This window comes from Pseudomonas sp. KU43P, from assembly GCF_033095865.1.
GTDB lineage: Bacteria > Pseudomonadota > Gammaproteobacteria > Pseudomonadales > Pseudomonadaceae > Aquipseudomonas.
Map to the genome: position 1 here is coordinate 4,209,838 of NZ_AP019365.1, position 14,727 is coordinate 4,224,564.

Sequence of the window (14,727 nt, forward strand, 5' to 3'; positions counted from 1 at the left end):
ACTTACGCCGCGCAGGTCGGCTGCAGAAATTCATTGCGCTGCTAAGGATTATCACGCGTATCGATAGTCACTCGATGAACTTCAGGTCCGAAGGGGCCGCCTGTTCCATCGTCTGCACCGTCTCCCCCAGCTTGCCGCTACGCGGATCGCGGCGCATGACCACGATCTGGTTGCTTTTCTGGTTGGCCACCAGCAGGAAGTTGTCACTCGGGTCCAGGGCGAATTCGCGCGGATGGTCACCCTCTACCGAGCGGCGCTGCAAGAACGTCAACCTGCCATCGTCCTTGCCCACACTGAACGCCACGATTTCATTGGCCGTGCCGCGGTTGCTGACATACAGGAAACGCCCATCGGCCGACAGGTGCAGGCCGCCAGCGGCCTTGGCTGCGGCATCCTGTTGATCGGTGAGCGGCAGGCGCTGGCGTTCGAGCAAGGCATCATTCTCGACATCGAACACGACTACCTCGGCGCTCATTTCCAGGGTCAGGTAGGCATGCCGCCCTTTGGCATCGAACAGCAGGTGACGCGGCCCGCTGCCAGGTGGCAGGTCCACTGCGGCGGGGATTGCCGGGGTCAACGGTTTGTTCGGGCTGGCGCCGTCGTAACGGTAGATGAACACCTTGTCGGCCCCCAGGTCGCAGGCATACACGTGCTGGCCGTCCGGGGCCAGCACCAGCGAATGCACATGGGCCCCGGCCTGGCGCTCGGGGTTCACGCCACTGGGCTTGTGCCGCAGCTGCTGCACCACATCCTTGAGCTTGCCGTCCTTGGCCACCGGGATCACCACCAAACTGCCACCCGGATCGGGAGCGACGGCATAGTTGGCGACGAACAGGTAGCGCTGGTCGCGGCTGAGGCTGGCGTGGGTCGGCTCGTCGCCACGGGTGGCAACGCTGCTGAGCGGCTTGATCTCGCCTTTGCTACTGACGCTGAAGCTGCTGGCGTGACCCTGGACGGTTTCGTTGACCGCGAACAGTTGCCGCTGATCGGCCGAGAGCACCAGCCACGAGGGGCTGACGCTCTTCACCACTTGCAGCGGTTTGGGGGCGATCTGCCCACTCTTGCTGTCGAACGCATAGCGGTAGATGCCCTGGCTGGTACCGTCGGTGTAACTGCCGACCAACAAGGTGGCGGCGTGGGTGGTGAGGGTCAGGCTCATCAGGCTAGCGGTCAGCAGGCTCGTCCAGATCCGGTTCATCTTCGTCCTCATCCGGGGCGCGAAAGGCACTCATACAGACTAGACGATGCTCGCCCTCGGTATTGCTGAGTTGCCATTGCTCACCTGCCCCGGTGGCGGCAGCGACCTGCTCGGGGGTGAAGGACCAGCGGCGGTGCTGGCGGCCGTCCATGCATTCGACCGTGAGGCCGGTTTCGTCGGAGGTGAATTCGAAGGCGTGCAGGCCGTCGATCAGCAGCATGTCGCAGGATGCGAGGGCGGTGGCGAGGGGGGACATGGGGGTACTCATCTGGAATGAGCGGGGATTATAGCCTTGGGGCTGCTTTGCAGCCCAATCGCTGGCAAGCCAGCTCCTACAGGTACAGCACAATGTTCAGACCTATGGGAGCTGGCTTGCCAGCTCCTATAGGTACAGCACAATGTTCAGACCTATGGGAGCTGGCTTGCCAGCTCCTATAGGTACAGCACAATGTTCAGACCTGTGGGAGCTGGCTTGCCAGCGATTGGGCCGCAAAGCGGCCCCCTTCATTCAATGGGCGAAGATCGAGCCCCCCGCCTTGCCCGCCATCTTCTCCGGCTTGATCAGGAACCTGGCCAATGCCGGCAGCAGCCACAGCGCACCGAACATGTTCCACAGCAGCATGAAGGTGAGCATCAGGCCCATGTCGGCCTGGAACTTGATCGCCGAGAAGATCCAGGTGCACACGCCTATAGCCAGGCACAAGCCGGTGAACAGCACCGCCTTGCCGGTCGAGCGCAGGGTTTCGTAATACGCCTCCTGCAACGGCATCCCGGCACGCAGGAAACTTTCCAGGCGGCTGTAGATGTAGATGCCGTAATCCACGCCGATGCCGACGCCCAGCGCCACTACCGGCAGGGTCGCGACCTTTACGCCGATCCCCATGTATGCCATCAGCGCGTTGCCCAGCACCGAGGTCAACACCAACGGCAGCACGATGCACAAAGTAGCGGCGAAAGAGCGGAAGGTAATCAGGCACATCACCGCGACGCAGATGTACACCAGCACCAGGATGGTCAGCTCGGCCGACTTGATCACCTCGTTGGTAGCCGCCTCGATCCCGGCATTACCGGCCGCCAGCAGGAACTGCAGGCCATCCTTGTTGTGGCTGTCGGCGAACGCCTTGGCCACCTGGGTAACCCGCTCCAGGGTCTCGGCCTTGTGGTCGTTGAGGAACACCAGCACTGGCGCCAGTGAGCAGTCGGCGTTGTACAGGCCGTCGGCACGGGCGATGGAGTTGTTGAGGACGTCCGGGTTGCGCGACAGGGTTTCCCATTTCAGGCTGCCCTCGTTCATGCCCTTGATCACCTGCTTGGACACGGTGACCAGGGAAATCGCCGACTGCACGCCAGGGGTGTTCTCCATCGTCCACATCAGCTCGTCGATGGGCGCCATGGTGGTGTGGATCGAGCAGCTCTCCGCCGGCGTCTTGACCATGATCACCAGCACATCCGAACTGGTGGAGTAGTTGCTGATGATGAAGTTGTTGTCCTGGTTGTAGCGCGAGTCAGGGCGTAGCTCCGGGGCACCCTGGTCGAGGTCGCCGATCTTCAGGTTCTGGCTGTACCACAGGCCGCCGCCGAACATCATCAGTGCCAGGATGACAGACACCGGCGCCACCTTGGCACTGGCGAAGTTCGATAGCAAGCGCCAGAACGGGTGCTCGCGGGTGGCGTCCTTCTTGCTGCGCTCCACGGCCTTCTTGCTGATGCCGACATAGGAGATCGCCACCGGCAGCAGGATCAGGTTGGTGAAGACGATCACCGCCACGCCGATCGACGCGCCGATGGCCAGTTCGCGGATCACGCCGATGTCGATGATCAGCAAGGTGATGAAGCCCACCGCGTCGGCGAGGATGGCGATCATCCCTGGCAGGAACAGCTGGCGGAAGGTGCGCCGGGCAGCGGTCAGGGCGTTGTCGGCGCCACTGGACTGCAAGGCGATGCCGTTGATCTTCTGCACCCCATGGGAGATGCCGATGGCGAAGATCAGGAACGGTACCAGCATCGAGTATGGGTCCAGGCCGAAGCCCACCGCATGCATCAGGCCCAGTTGCCAGACCACCGCCACCAGGGTGGTGATGAGCACGGCGATGGTGCTGCGGATGCACCAGGTGAACCAGTACAGCAGGATCCAGGTGATGACCAAGGCCACGCCGAAGAACATCGCCACCATCACCAGGCCGTCGATCAGGTCGCCGACCTTCTTGGCGAAGCCGACGATGTGGACCTTCACGTTGGGGTTCTGCGCCTGGAACTTGTCGCGGATCTGCGCTTCGAGCTGGTGGGAGAACTGCTGGTAGTCGAGCTTGACCTGCCTGCCCGGGTCCTGCGGGTCGGGGAAGCTTTCCAGCAGCGGGATATCGACGATGCTGGACTTGAAGTTGTTGCCCACCAAGCGCCCGACCTGGCCGGATTTCAGCACGTTGTCACGCAGCGTATCGAGGCTTTCGGCCGAGCCATTGTAGGTATTGGGGATCACTTCGCCGCCGGAGAACCCCTCCTCGGTCACCTCGCTCCAGCGCACGCTGGGACTCCACAGCGACTTCAGGCCGGCGCGGTCGACGCCAGGGATGTAGAACACTTCGTCATGGATCTGGCGCAGCGTCTCCATGTAGTCCTTGTCGAAGATGTCGCCGTTGACTGCCTCGACCGAGATGCGCACGGTGTTGCCCAGGTTGGCCAGGTCATTGCGGTGCTCCATCATCTGCTCGATGAAGGGGTGCTGCAGCGGGATCATCTTCTCGAAGCTGGTCGAGGGCCGAATCTGCGTGGCCTGCCAGAACAGGAAAATGCTCACCAGCAGGCACAGGGCGATGACCACCGGGCGGTTGTTGAAGATCAGGCGCTCCAGCAACGTGGCCTTGTCCTGGTGGTGCGGGTGCATGGTAATGCTCTCCCTGCTAGTCATGGACGCAGCTCCTTGTCGGCGTGGTCGGCACCTTCAGCGGTGGCCAGATGTACCCCTCCCTGCCCCACCAGCAGCAGGCCGCCATCGGCCAGGCCACTGACACCGGCCAGGGCGATACGGTCGGCGCGGTTGTACACGCTGAAGGTCTGCCCGTCGTCATGGCTGCGCAGCACGCTGCCGCCATTGCCGACCAATACCAGGCTGCCATCATCGAGAAGCGTAGCGCTTGCCAGGCCGAATTCGAGGTTGCCGCGGGCGGCCTTGAGCGCGATGGGCTGCCAGCTATCGCCGAAATCGGTGGAGCGGAACAGGTTGCCGCGCAGGCCGTAGGCCAGCAGCGTGCGGGCGCTGGCGGTGCCGATCACGCCGAACAGCGAGCCCTCGTAGGGGCTTTCGAGCTTGGCCCAGGTCTGGCCGTTGTCGCTGGAGCGGTACATGCCGCCCTGCTCGCCGACGATGAACAGCCCGCCGTCCTTGACCACGGCGATGCCGTTTAGGTGGAGCTGGTCGGGGTTGTCCAGGCGCTCGCCGACATCCTGCCAGTGCTGGCCGCCATCGGCGGTTTCCAGCAACGCGCCATAGGCGCCGACGGCAAAGCCGCGCTGGGCGTCGAGGAAGGCGATGTCGAGCAAGGGTGCTTCACGGGAGAGGTCTTCGAACTGCTTGGTCCAGGTCGCGCCACCGTCGTTGCTGGTGAGGATCTGCGCATCGTGGCCGACCGCCCAACCACGCTTGTCATCGAGGAAGAACACGGCGGTAAGCAGTTGCCGGGTGGGTACCCGGGCCTGGGTCCAGGTCTTGCCCTGGTCGTCGGAGAACAGAATGTGGCCGCGATCACCGACCACCACCAGGCGCGCGCCGGCATGGGCGGTATCGATCAGCAGGCTCTGGCTGGCCTTGGCCGATTCGCTGGAATACTCGTCGGCGGCAGCCGCTTGTGCGCTGCCTGCCCCGATGCCCAAAGCCAGCGCCAGCATCGCGCTGGCCGCCAGTGGCCAGGCACCGCGCCTGGCCTGCGTCGTTACCCGCTCCCTCATGACCGCCCCCTGTTTGTTCTTGTTAGTGGGTCTGTGCCTTGCAGGTACTGCGAAAAGCCTGTGGTAGAGGCCTGCAATAGCTTGGGGCCATCGTATCGGGGGGGATCGGGAGATTACAACGCACGCTGCGTTATGTTTTGTTAACCAGAAAAAACGGGGGCCGCCTTGCGGCCCATCGCCGGCAAGCCGGCTCCCACAGAGGACGCACCTGCGCTGTACCTGTGGGAGCCGGCTTGCCGGCGATGGGCTGCAAGGCAGCCCCAGGTTCTACCTGGCTCACGCCAGGCTTTTGCTCACCACCTCATACACATCGCTGGACAGTGCACCAGAAGCGAGAATGCGCTCCAGCTCACCCTTCATCAGCGCCTGACGCGCATCGTCATACTTGCGCCAGCGAGTCAAAGGCGCCAATTGCCGCGAGGCAATCTGCGGATTCAGCGCATTCAGCTCGATCACCAGGTCCGCCAGGAAGCGGTAACCGGAACCATCGGCGGCATGGAAGTTGACCAGGTTCTGCCCGGCAAACGCGCCAATCAATGCCCGCACCTTGTTCGGGTTCTTCAGGGTGAATGCCGGGTGCTGCATCAGCGCCTTGACCCGCGCCAGCCCGCCCGGCAAGGCGCTGGCGGCCTGCACGCTGAACCACTGGTCCATGACCAGCGGGTTGTCCTTGAAGTGCTCGGCGAAGCTTTCCAGTGCCTTGGCGCGTTCGGCTTCGAACGGCGAGTTGACCAGCACCGCCAGCGCCGTCAGGCGTTCGGTCATGTTGTCGCACTGGTCGAACTGTTCCAGGGTCGCTTCCAGCACCTGCGGCTTGCCGCTCTGCATCAGGTACGACAGGGCGATGTTCTGCAGACTGCGGCGGGCGAAGTGCTCGGCGGCGGCCACGTAGGCGGTGTTGCGCGAGACCTCGCGGTTGGCCTGGTAGCGCGCCCAGAGGGCATCGAACAGCTGCTCGGCGATCTGCTGGCGAGCGAACTCGCGGGCCGCGTGGATGGCATCGACGTCCGCCACCTGGCTGATCTCGGTGAGGTAGGCCTCGCCCGGTAGCGAGAGCATCTCGGCGACCATGGCGGCGTCCAGCGATGGGTTGCCCAGCACGGTGCCCAACGCCGTGATCAGGCGCTGGTCGAGCTTCAGTGCTTCACCGCGCTGGTGCTGGCCGATCAGTTCCTGCAGTACCTGCACCGACAACTGCTGCCCCGCTTCCCAGCGGTTGAAGCCGTCGCTGTCGTGCTGCATGAGGAACATCAGCTGGTCGCGGTCGTAAGGGAAGCTCAGCTTCACCGGCGCGCTGAAACCGCGCAGCAGCGACGGCAGCGGCTTGGCCGTGTTGCCCTCGAAGGTGAAGGTCTGCTCGGCTTCGGTCACCGACAACACGCGGCTGGTGCCGACGGCGGCCGATTCACCTGTCAGGCGCAGCGGCAGGTCGTTGCCCTGGGCATCCAGCAGGCCCAGCTCCACCGGGATCACGAACGGCAGTTTCTCGCCTTTGTCCGGGGTTGGCGGGCAGCTCTGGCGGAAGCTCAGGCTGTAGGTCTGCGCGGCACTGTCATAGGCCTCGCTGACTTCCAGGCGCGGCGTGCCGGCCTGGCTGTACCAGCGCTTGAACTGGGTCAGGTCGACGCCGTTGGCGTCTTCCATGGCCTTGATGAAATCATCGGTGGTCACGGCCTGGCCGTCGTGGCGCTCGAAATACAGGTCGCTGCCTTTGCGGAAGCCATCGGCACCCAGCAGGGTACGGACCATGCGCACCACTTCGGCGCCCTTCTCGTACACGGTCAGGGTGTAGAAGTTGGAGATCTCGATGAAGCTGTCCGGGCGCACCGGGTGGGCCATGGGGCCAGCGTCTTCGGCGAACTGATGGGTACGCAGGTAGGCCACGTCCTCGATGCGCTTGACCGTACGCGAGTTCATGTCGGCGCTGAACTCGGCGTCACGGAACACCGTGAAGCCTTCCTTTAGCGACAGCTGGAACCAGTCGCGGCAGGTCACGCGGTTGCCCGACCAGTTGTGGAAGTACTCGTGGGCAACCACGCCTTCGACGCGCTGGTGGGCGGCATCGGTGGCGGTTTCGGCGCGGGCCAGCACGCAGCTGGAGTTGAAGATGTTCAGGCCCTTGTTTTCCATGGCGCCCATGTTGAAGTCGTTGACCGCGACGATCATGAAGATGTCCAGGTCGTATTCACGGCCGTACACCTCTTCGTCCCAGCGCATGGACTTCTTCAGGCTGACCATGGCGTGGTCGCACTTGTCGATGTTCTCGGGCTCGACGTAGATACGCAGGGTCACGTCGCGGCCGGACTGGCGAGTGAAACTGTCTTCCACGCACCAGAGGTCACCGGCCACCAGGGCGAACAGGTAGGCCGGCTTCATGAACGGGTCTTCCCAGGTCGCCCAGTGCCGGCCATCTTCTGCCGGCCCACTGCCGATCGGGTTGCCGTTGGACAGCAGCACCGGGTAGCGATGCTGCTCGGCGATCACCGTGGTGGTGAAGGTACTCATCACGTCCGGGCGGTCGAGGTAGTAGGTGATCTTGCGGAAGCCCTCGGCTTCGCACTGGGTGCAGAACATCTTGCCGGACTTGTACAGGCCTTCCAGCGCGGTGTTGCTCTCTGGGTGGATCTTCACGCTGGTGTCGAGGGTGAAGCGCTCGGCCTTAGGCTGCACCGTCAGGCTGTCGGCCTCGAGCTGGTAGTCGCCTGCCTGCAGTTCCTGATCGTCCAGCGAGGCGCGCAGCAGTTCGATCTGCTGACCGTCGAGCACCAGCGGCGGCAGGCCGGCACCGCGTGCCGGGTTGCGGCGCATGACCAGTTGCGCATGGACCAAGGTGTGGTCCTCGAACAGCTCGAAGGTCAGGTGCGTCTCGTCGATCAGGTACTCGGGCGCCTGGTAGTCCTTGAGGTAGATCACTCGCGGTTGTTCGGTACGCATGAGCAGGTCCTTTTTACTGGAGCACGGCCAACTGGTAGGCCGTGTACTTGCGAATGTTGATCACGCCGGTGTCGAAGATCAGGTACTGGCCCTTGATGCCCAGCAGCGTGCCTTCCACCACCGGGTCCTTGTCGAGGTTGAAGCTGACGATCTTTTTCGGATACGCCTCGACCGGGTATTTCATCTCGACCACTTCGGCGTCCGGCAGCGACTGGATCGCCTGCAGGCCGAAGCGCCCTTGCAGTTCACGCAGGCCATCGGCGCAGGCGTCGAAGATCTGTTCGCGGATGGCCACCAGGTCGAGCACTTCGGCATCGCCCTTGAGCAGGGTGCGCCAGTTGGTGCGGTCCGGCACCTGGCTGCGCAGCACGTCTTCGACCAGGCCTGATTGCTGACGGGTGGCAACGCGCATGATCGGCAGCGCCTGGCTGGCGCCCTGGTCGAGCCAGCGGGTGGGCAACTGGGTGGCGCGGGTGATGCCGACCTTGATCCCCGACGAGTTGGCCAGGTACACCACATGGTCGGTCATGCAGAACTGTTCGCCCCAAGACGGCTCCCGGCAGGTGCCGGCGTCGTAGTGGCATTTTTCCGGGGCCATGATGCACACGTCGCACTGGGCCAGCTTGGTCATGCACGGGTAGCAGTAACCCTGGCTGAAGCTGGTCTTGGTGCGCTTGCCGCAATGGCTGCAGTGGATGGCGCCCAGGTACTCAAGGCGCAGGCGCTGGCCGATCATCGGGTTGACCGGCACCTGGCTGTCATCCAGGCGCAAGCGGTACTGCACCAGCGGTGCCTCAAGGCTTACCGCCATCTTGCTCAAAGAGCCACGAGCGAGTTCGATCAATGTACCGAGTCCGACTTGAACAGAATGTTGGCAATCGGTGCGGATTTCGACGCGCACTCCTGCGGGCCCATGTAACCGGTGCGCTGGTCTTCGGGCAGGTTTTTCATCTCCCAGGCGATGACGGCCTGCAGCGACAGCTCCTTCTGCTCGGGGGTGAGCTTGCGGCCATCGGACCATTTGCCGATTTCCACCGCCGTTTTCAGGCTTTGGTAGATTTCCGGGGTGATGTTTTCGATCATTTGCGTGAACGTGGACATAGCGTCTCCTAAATCAAGCGGACAGTTTACGCCGGGCCAGCGCCCCGCCCAAGAGGCCCGTCAGGCATCCGATGAGCAGCCCGCCGACGTGGGCGGCGTTGGCGATCTGGCCAAAGCCGAGCTGGCCGACCACGCCGGTCAGGCAGATCACCAGCCAGACGAGCATCATGACCAGTACGCCCTTGGGCAGGCTGAAGAAACGGTTGGGCGCCAGCCACTGGTACAGCCAGACATGGCCGAGCAGACCGTACAGCACGCCAGACAGGCCGCCGAACAGGCTCGGGCCGCTGGTGTAGTGCTGGGCGAGGTTCGATACCAGGCTGAACAGGAGGGTCAGGCTCAGCAGCATCCAGGGGCCCTGGCGCAGTTCGATGCGCTTGCCCAGCTCCCAGTACCACAGGCCGTTCATGGCCAGGTGCAGAACACCGAAGTGCAGCAGCATCGGCGACACCAAACGCCACCACTGGCCTTCTGCCAGGCTCTGGGCCAGTGGGGTGAAGTGCAGGTATTCGCCCTGGACGCGGAAGTCGAGGAAGGTGAACCAGCTGATGGTGGCGAGGTTGTCGCCCAGGCTGGTGAGGCCGGCGACCACCACGCACAGGAACAGAATGAAAGCGGTGACCTTGCAGGCTTTTGCCTGTTCGGACAGGGTGGGGCCTTTCGCCGGCAAGCCGGCTCCCACAGGGTCGGCTGTGACTTCGATGTCGGCGTTGCCATCCGGATAGCGCTGGTAAAGCTGGAGGACGTCTGCGGCCAGGGTATCCGGGGCCCAGAGCACTTGCACCTCGCCCTCTTCGCTGACCCGGTGCGGCACCTGCAGGCGCTGCAGCAGGTGGACGAAGCCGCTGAGGTCGACCGACAGCGGCAGGCGCATCACTTCGACGATATTCATTGGCTGGCCTGCGGGCGGTCAACGTCGACCCAGACGAACTTGTGCGGGTCGATACGGGTTTCATCATCCAGCCGATAGGCCGCCAGCTTGCCGTACAGCACCGCGCTGTAGTCGAGGCAGGCCAGGTTGCCGCGAATCGGCGCCGGGCGGCCGCTACGCCAGTAATGGCCGACGAACAGCAGCGGCTCATCCTCGGCATAGCGTAGCAAGGCATTCTTCTCGGTGTGGCTCAGAGGCGTGCGCGCCACTTCGTCCGGTAGCGCATCGGGCTGGAATACGATGTCGCCGTATGTCTGCGGGTCTTCTTCCCAGAACTTGGTGCGGAAGAAGGCACGGGTCAGGCCATCGCCACCGGTCAGTGTCAAACCGTCGGGCAGGCGCATGTCGGTGCCGCGCAGCAGGCGGTTGCAGACGGTGGCGGCGAAGCTGCCGGACACCGCCGAGGCCTGGATGAAATGCTCGTCGATGCGCCCGTCGGGGTACTGCTGGCGCAACGGCTCGATCAGCCGCGGGTCCCAGCAGGCATGCACCAGACGGAAGCGCCCGGCGTCGACGAACAGCGGCATGTCGTAGAACCACTTGAGGAAGTCGTGCCAGTCGCCGGGGTGGTGGGCGAACTGGGTCAGGGTTTCGTCGATCAGGCGGGCATGGCGTGGGGTGTGCTCGCGTACGAAGGCCTTGCCACTGCCGGGCAGGGCCGGGGTGACCCAGCCCAGGGCGTTGTATTCGTGGTTGCCCATGATACAGAACGCCTGGCCGGCCTCGACCATGTCGTGGACGATGTGCAGCGCCTCGCGGATACGCGGGCCGCGGTCGACGATGTCGCCGAGGAACAGCGCCTGGCGCCGCGGGTGACGCCACACGCCGCCAACACGCTTGTAGCCCAGGGCGTCGAGGAGGCGTTCGAGGGTCAGTGCACAGCCATGCACGTCACCGATGATGTCGAAACTTCGCGCCGGATCGAGCATCAGTCGTCCCTGCCTCCCAGGCGGCTGCCCCAGCCGAGCTTGGTGCGGCAAACCTCGTAGTAATTGTGGTCGAGCGGATGGATCAGGCGCAGCTTCTGCGGCTTCTTGCTTACCGTGATGGTGTCGCCGGGGGCGCAGGTGAAATGGTTCTGGCCGTCGCAGGATACCTGGGGGTAGATCTGCAGGTCCTTGGACACCACGATCTTCAGCTCACTGTTGCCGTCCACCACGATCGGCCGGCCCGACAGCGTGTGCGGATACATCGGCACAATGACGATGGCGTCGAGCTTGGGGTGCATGATCGGGCCGCCGGCCGACAGCGCGTAGGCGGTCGAGCCGGTGGGGGTGGCGACGATCAGGCCGTCGGCCTTCTGGCTGCAGACGAACTGGCCGTCGATGTAGATCTCGAACTCGATCATCCGCGTCGACTTGCCCGGATGCAGGACCACGTCGTTGAGCGCATCGCCCTGGCCGATGGCCTCATTGTGGCGGCGCACCTCGGCTTGCAACAGGAAGCGGTTTTCCACCAGGTAATGGCCGTCGAGTACTTCGGCGACCTTTTCTTCCAGCTCATCGGGGCGGATATCGGTGAGAAAGCCCAGGTTTCCGCGGTTGATGCCGAGCACCGGGATGTTGTGCCGGGCCAGGGCGCGGGCCGCGCCGAGCAGGCTGCCGTCGCCGCCGACCACGATGACCAGGTCGCAGACCTCGCCCAGCAGCTTGCGCGTGGACGTCTGCAGGCCATGGCCAGGCAGGACTTCGGCGATGGTGTCCTCGAGGATCACGTGCAGGTGGCGATCGAGGAGGAATCTTTTCAGTCGGCGTATGGTGTCGAGCACCTGGGAGCTGCCAAGGCGGCCGATGATACCGATATTGCGAAATTGCTCCATGGGGCTCCTGCGAGGCTCTGCGGCGGGGTGACGATGCCGGGATTATGGGCGAAACGACCGGCCAGCGGCAAACCGGCTATGCTCGCAGCATGATGCCTTTCGCCGAGCTGCACGCGCTGCCCCGCCAATTGCGCCGCCTTGCCGTGCGTGACTTGGCCTGGGCCCTGCTGTCGCCCCCGTTGCTGAGCGCCCCGCCCTGCCCCCAGCGCCACCCGCTGGCAGGCAGTGCCTGGGCGGCGGATCCACAGCGCCTGAAGGACTGGTTGCTGGCGCTGGACTGCGACGAACAGCCGCTGCTCGACTGGCTGGCAACACTCACCAGCCGGCGCCTGGGCCTTTACTACGAACGTTTGTGGCAGTTTGCCCTGGGCCAGGCTCCGGGCATCGAACTGCTGGCCGCCAACCTGGCGATCCGTGACCACAGCCGCACTTTGGGTGAGCTGGACATTGTGCTCAGGGACGATGACGGTACCCATCACCTGGAGCTGGCCATCAAGCTTTACCTGGGGCCTGCAGACGGCGATGGCCGTGACCCTGCGAGCTGGCTGGGGCCCGGCTGCCATGATCGGCTGGGCACCAAGCTGGCGCACCTGGCCGGCCATCAGTTGCCCATGTCGGGGCAGGCGCACAGCCGCCAAGCGCTGGCCGGGGTTGGGGTGCAGCAGGTGCAGGCGCATCTGTGGCTGGCGGGTTATCTGTTCTATCCATGGCCTGGGCAAGCCGAATCGCCTGCGGGGGCCAATTCGCAGCATCTGCGTGGGCGCTGGATACGGCGCCGGGATTGGCCGATGTATACCGCTGAACGTTGGCAGCCGCTGCCCCGCCAAGCCTGGCTGGCACCGGCGCGGGTCGAGGCAGATGAGTGCTGGGTGCCACTGCAGTTCGCGGTGTGGTTGGCGGCGCTGGACCCGCAGGCACCAGCGCAGATGCTGGTCAGGCTGGAGCCGGATGCCGATGGCGTCTGGCATGAGGCTGAGCGGGTGTTTCTGGTGTCCGATAGCTGGCCGCAGCTGCCTGGTTTCTAGAGGGGCTGCACCGGCCCTGTCGCCGGCAAGCCGGGCCCCACAGGGACACCACGATATGCAAAGCCTGTGCTGTACTGGTGGGAGCCGGCTTGCCGGCGAAAGAGCCGGGTCAGACACCCCGGATTTCACCGACCCAGCGCAAAGCTTTATTCACCCCAGGCGGTTAAAGTGACAAGCGAGCGCCACCAAGAGCGCCACCAATGACCTGATGACGAGGACCGCCCATGGTTTCATCCACCCCCGCGAACCACTATTCGCGCCTGTCCATCGCCCTGCACTGGCTGATGCTGGTGCTGCTGGCCGCCGTCTACGCCTGCATCGAGTTCCGCGGCCTGTTCCCCAAGGACAGCGCCGAGCGCAACCTGATGAAAGACCTGCACTTCATGCTTGGCCTGAGTGTGTTCGTACTGGTGTGGCTGCGCCTGGCCGTACGCCTTGTCCGCCCTGCCCCGCCCATCGTGCCCAAGCCACCGGCCTGGCAGACCGGGTTGGCGCACCTGATGCACCTGGCGCTTTACCTGTTGATGATCGGCCTACCGCTGGCCGGCTGGCTGATTCTCAGCGCTGCCGACAAGCCGGTGCCCTTCTATGGCCTGGAGCTGCCGCACCTGATCGGACCGGACCCAGACCAGGCCAAGTTCATCAAGGGCTGGCATGAGCGCGTGGCGACCTGGGGCTACTGGCTGATCGGCCTGCACGCACTGGCCGGGCTCTACCATCACTACGTGCAGCGCGACAACACGCTGCTGCGCATGCTGCCCTACAAGTAACCGCGTCGCCCCTGCAGACCGCCGGTATGCAGGAAGATCAGTCGGGTGCCGGGCGCGAAACGCCCGGCCTCGACCTGGTCTCGCAGGGCCAGCAGGGCCTTGCCCGTGTAGAGCGCCTCCAACGGCAAGCCCGCATCGCCTTCTGTTTCGTTGATGAATGCCAGAAGGTCATCGTCGACTCTGGCGAAGCCGCCACGGCAGGCCGCGTGCAGCTGGTAACCGCGTGTACCCGCCAGCGCCGCTACCGTCTCAGGCACACCATGATCCCATGGCACAGCCAGGGCGCCATGCACCTCATGCACACCCGCCTCGGCCAGCACCAGGCCAGCCAACGTGGTACCCGTGCCGGCAGCCAGCCACCAGGCGTGATAATCCGACCAACCCAGTGCAGCCAATTGCGCACGGGCCTGCTCGACGACCAATGCACATCCTTGCGCTCCAGCCATGCCGCCACCGCCCTCGGGTATGCAGTGCCAACGTGGGTATCGCGCTTGCCAAGGCGCCCAGAACCCGGCGTCGTGACGGGCGCGGTAGCCGCCGTAGCCAAGCCAGTGCAGCTCCATGCCCAGCGCCTGCAGATCTCGCACCGTGGGGGTGTCCTGGGCATGACCGCGCAGCAGGCCTGCGGTCGCGAAGCCAAAGCGCTTGCCTGCGGCGGCCAAGGCGTGGAGATGGTTGGAATGGCTGCCGCCGAGGCTGATCAGCCCTGGCGCGCCGGCTTCATGGGCTTGCTGCAGGTGATGGCGCAGCTTGAACCATTTGTTGCCGCTGATCAGCGGGTCGATCAGGTCAAGGCGCAGGATGGCGACCTGGATGTGGGCGGCGTCCAGCCAAGGCAGGCGCAAGGGCTGCAATGGGGCTTGAGGGAGATCAAGGAAGTGAGCGGTCATGGACAGCAGTCTACAGGGAAACCCTGGGGGCGCATCCCGCCCCATCGCCGGCAAGCCGGCTCCCACATGCACCCCGCTTACCCTCTGTGGGAGCCGGCTTGCCGGCTCTCACAT

At 64.4% G+C, this 14,727-nt stretch carries 13 protein-coding genes; 2 read left to right on the forward strand and 11 right to left on the reverse strand.

The annotated features are described in order from the left end of the window. Nucleotides 1–67 precede the first annotated feature (67 nt). From KU43P_RS19185 to KU43P_RS19230, 10 genes are all read right to left on the reverse strand, one after another. Nucleotides 68–1,198, reverse strand: coding sequence for a lactonase family protein (locus KU43P_RS19185; protein ID WP_317659044.1), 1,131 nt, complete (start codon nt 1,196–1,198; stop codon nt 68–70). Beyond that, nucleotides 1,164–1,454, reverse strand: a complete 291-nt coding sequence (locus tag KU43P_RS19190) for a DUF5629 family protein (RefSeq protein WP_317659045.1) — start codon at nt 1,452–1,454, stop codon at nt 1,164–1,166. The genes KU43P_RS19185 and KU43P_RS19190 overlap by 35 nt, the downstream gene beginning before the upstream one ends. Nucleotides 1,455–1,706: 252 nt before the next feature. Beyond that, a complete protein-coding gene (locus tag KU43P_RS19195; protein WP_317663868.1) occupies nt 1,707–4,082 on the reverse strand; it encodes an RND family transporter in 2,376 nt (791 codons plus the stop codon). Between the two features lie 20 nt (nt 4,083–4,102). After that, a complete protein-coding gene (locus tag KU43P_RS19200; protein ID WP_317659046.1) occupies nt 4,103–5,143 on the reverse strand; it encodes a WD40/YVTN/BNR-like repeat-containing protein in 1,041 nt (346 codons plus the stop codon). A gap of 276 nt (nt 5,144–5,419) precedes the next feature. Next, the gene (gene pepN / locus KU43P_RS19205) at nt 5,420–8,077 is read right to left on the reverse strand and encodes an aminopeptidase N (RefSeq protein ID WP_317659047.1); all 2,658 of its coding nucleotides are present in this window, start codon (nt 8,075–8,077) and stop codon (nt 5,420–5,422) included. 13 nt (nt 8,078–8,090) lie between these two features. After that, entirely contained in the window at nt 8,091–8,921 is an 831-nt protein-coding gene (locus KU43P_RS19210; protein ID WP_317659048.1) for a DUF2797 domain-containing protein, read from the reverse strand. Then, complete coding sequence (locus KU43P_RS19215) at nt 8,918–9,178, reverse strand: YeaC family protein (protein ID WP_008090060.1); 261 nt, start codon at nt 9,176–9,178, stop codon at nt 8,918–8,920. The genes KU43P_RS19210 and KU43P_RS19215 overlap by 4 nt, the downstream gene beginning before the upstream one ends. Before the next feature lie 13 nt (nt 9,179–9,191). Next, a complete protein-coding gene (locus KU43P_RS19220) occupies nt 9,192–10,070 on the reverse strand; it encodes a rhomboid family intramembrane serine protease (protein WP_317659049.1) in 879 nt (292 codons plus the stop codon). Further along, complete coding sequence (locus KU43P_RS19225; protein ID WP_317659050.1) at nt 10,067–11,038, reverse strand: metallophosphoesterase; 972 nt, start codon at nt 11,036–11,038, stop codon at nt 10,067–10,069. Before KU43P_RS19225 ends, KU43P_RS19220 begins: the two co-directional genes overlap by 4 nt. Next, nucleotides 11,038–11,928 carry an NAD(+) kinase gene (locus tag KU43P_RS19230; RefSeq protein ID WP_317659051.1) on the reverse strand — a complete coding sequence of 297 codons (891 nt, stop codon included), beginning with the start codon at nt 11,926–11,928 and terminating at the stop codon, nt 11,038–11,040. Before KU43P_RS19230 ends, KU43P_RS19225 begins: the two co-directional genes overlap by 1 nt. A 44-nt stretch (nt 11,929–11,972) precedes the next feature. Between KU43P_RS19230 and KU43P_RS19235 the strand changes: the two genes are divergently transcribed. Continuing rightward, nucleotides 11,973–12,953, forward strand: coding sequence for a DUF1853 family protein (locus KU43P_RS19235; protein ID WP_317659052.1), 981 nt, complete (start codon nt 11,973–11,975; stop codon nt 12,951–12,953). A gap of 224 nt (nt 12,954–13,177) precedes the next feature. Then, the gene (gene cybB / locus KU43P_RS19240) at nt 13,178–13,723 is read left to right on the forward strand and encodes a cytochrome b561 (RefSeq protein ID WP_317659053.1); all 546 of its coding nucleotides are present in this window, start codon (nt 13,178–13,180) and stop codon (nt 13,721–13,723) included. Here the strand turns inward: cybB and KU43P_RS19245 are convergent. Continuing rightward, complete coding sequence (locus KU43P_RS19245; RefSeq protein WP_317659054.1) at nt 13,714–14,613, reverse strand: 1-aminocyclopropane-1-carboxylate deaminase/D-cysteine desulfhydrase; 900 nt, start codon at nt 14,611–14,613, stop codon at nt 13,714–13,716. The genes cybB and KU43P_RS19245 overlap by 10 nt on opposite strands. Between the last annotated feature and the right edge of the window lie 114 nt (nt 14,614–14,727).

Bases quoted from the DNA above. Each gene is read 5' to 3' on its own strand.
- KU43P_RS19185 (WP_317659044.1), bottom strand. From the start codon at position 1,198: ATGAACCGGATCTGGACGAGCCTGCTGACCGCTAGCCTGATGAGCCTG.
- KU43P_RS19190 (WP_317659045.1), bottom strand. From the start codon at position 1,454: ATGTCCCCCCTCGCCACCGCCCTCGCATCCTGCGACATGCTGCTGATC.
- KU43P_RS19195 (WP_317663868.1), bottom strand. From the start codon at position 4,082: ATGCACCCGCACCACCAGGACAAGGCCACGTTGCTGGAGCGCCTGATC.
- KU43P_RS19200 (WP_317659046.1), bottom strand. From the start codon at position 5,143: ATGAGGGAGCGGGTAACGACGCAGGCCAGGCGCGGTGCCTGGCCACTG.
- pepN (WP_317659047.1), bottom strand. From the start codon at position 8,077: ATGCGTACCGAACAACCGCGAGTGATCTACCTCAAGGACTACCAGGCG.
- KU43P_RS19215 (WP_008090060.1), bottom strand. From the start codon at position 9,178: ATGTCCACGTTCACGCAAATGATCGAAAACATCACCCCGGAAATCTAC.
- KU43P_RS19220 (WP_317659049.1), bottom strand. From the start codon at position 10,070: ATGAATATCGTCGAAGTGATGCGCCTGCCGCTGTCGGTCGACCTCAGC.
- KU43P_RS19225 (WP_317659050.1), bottom strand. From the start codon at position 11,038: ATGCTCGATCCGGCGCGAAGTTTCGACATCATCGGTGACGTGCATGGC.
- KU43P_RS19230 (WP_317659051.1), bottom strand. From the start codon at position 11,928: ATGGAGCAATTTCGCAATATCGGTATCATCGGCCGCCTTGGCAGCTCC.
- KU43P_RS19235 (WP_317659052.1), top strand. From the start codon at position 11,973: ATGGGCGAAACGACCGGCCAGCGGCAAACCGGCTATGCTCGCAGCATG.
- cybB (WP_317659053.1), top strand. From the start codon at position 13,178: ATGGTTTCATCCACCCCCGCGAACCACTATTCGCGCCTGTCCATCGCC.
- KU43P_RS19245 (WP_317659054.1), bottom strand. From the start codon at position 14,613: ATGACCGCTCACTTCCTTGATCTCCCTCAAGCCCCATTGCAGCCCTTG.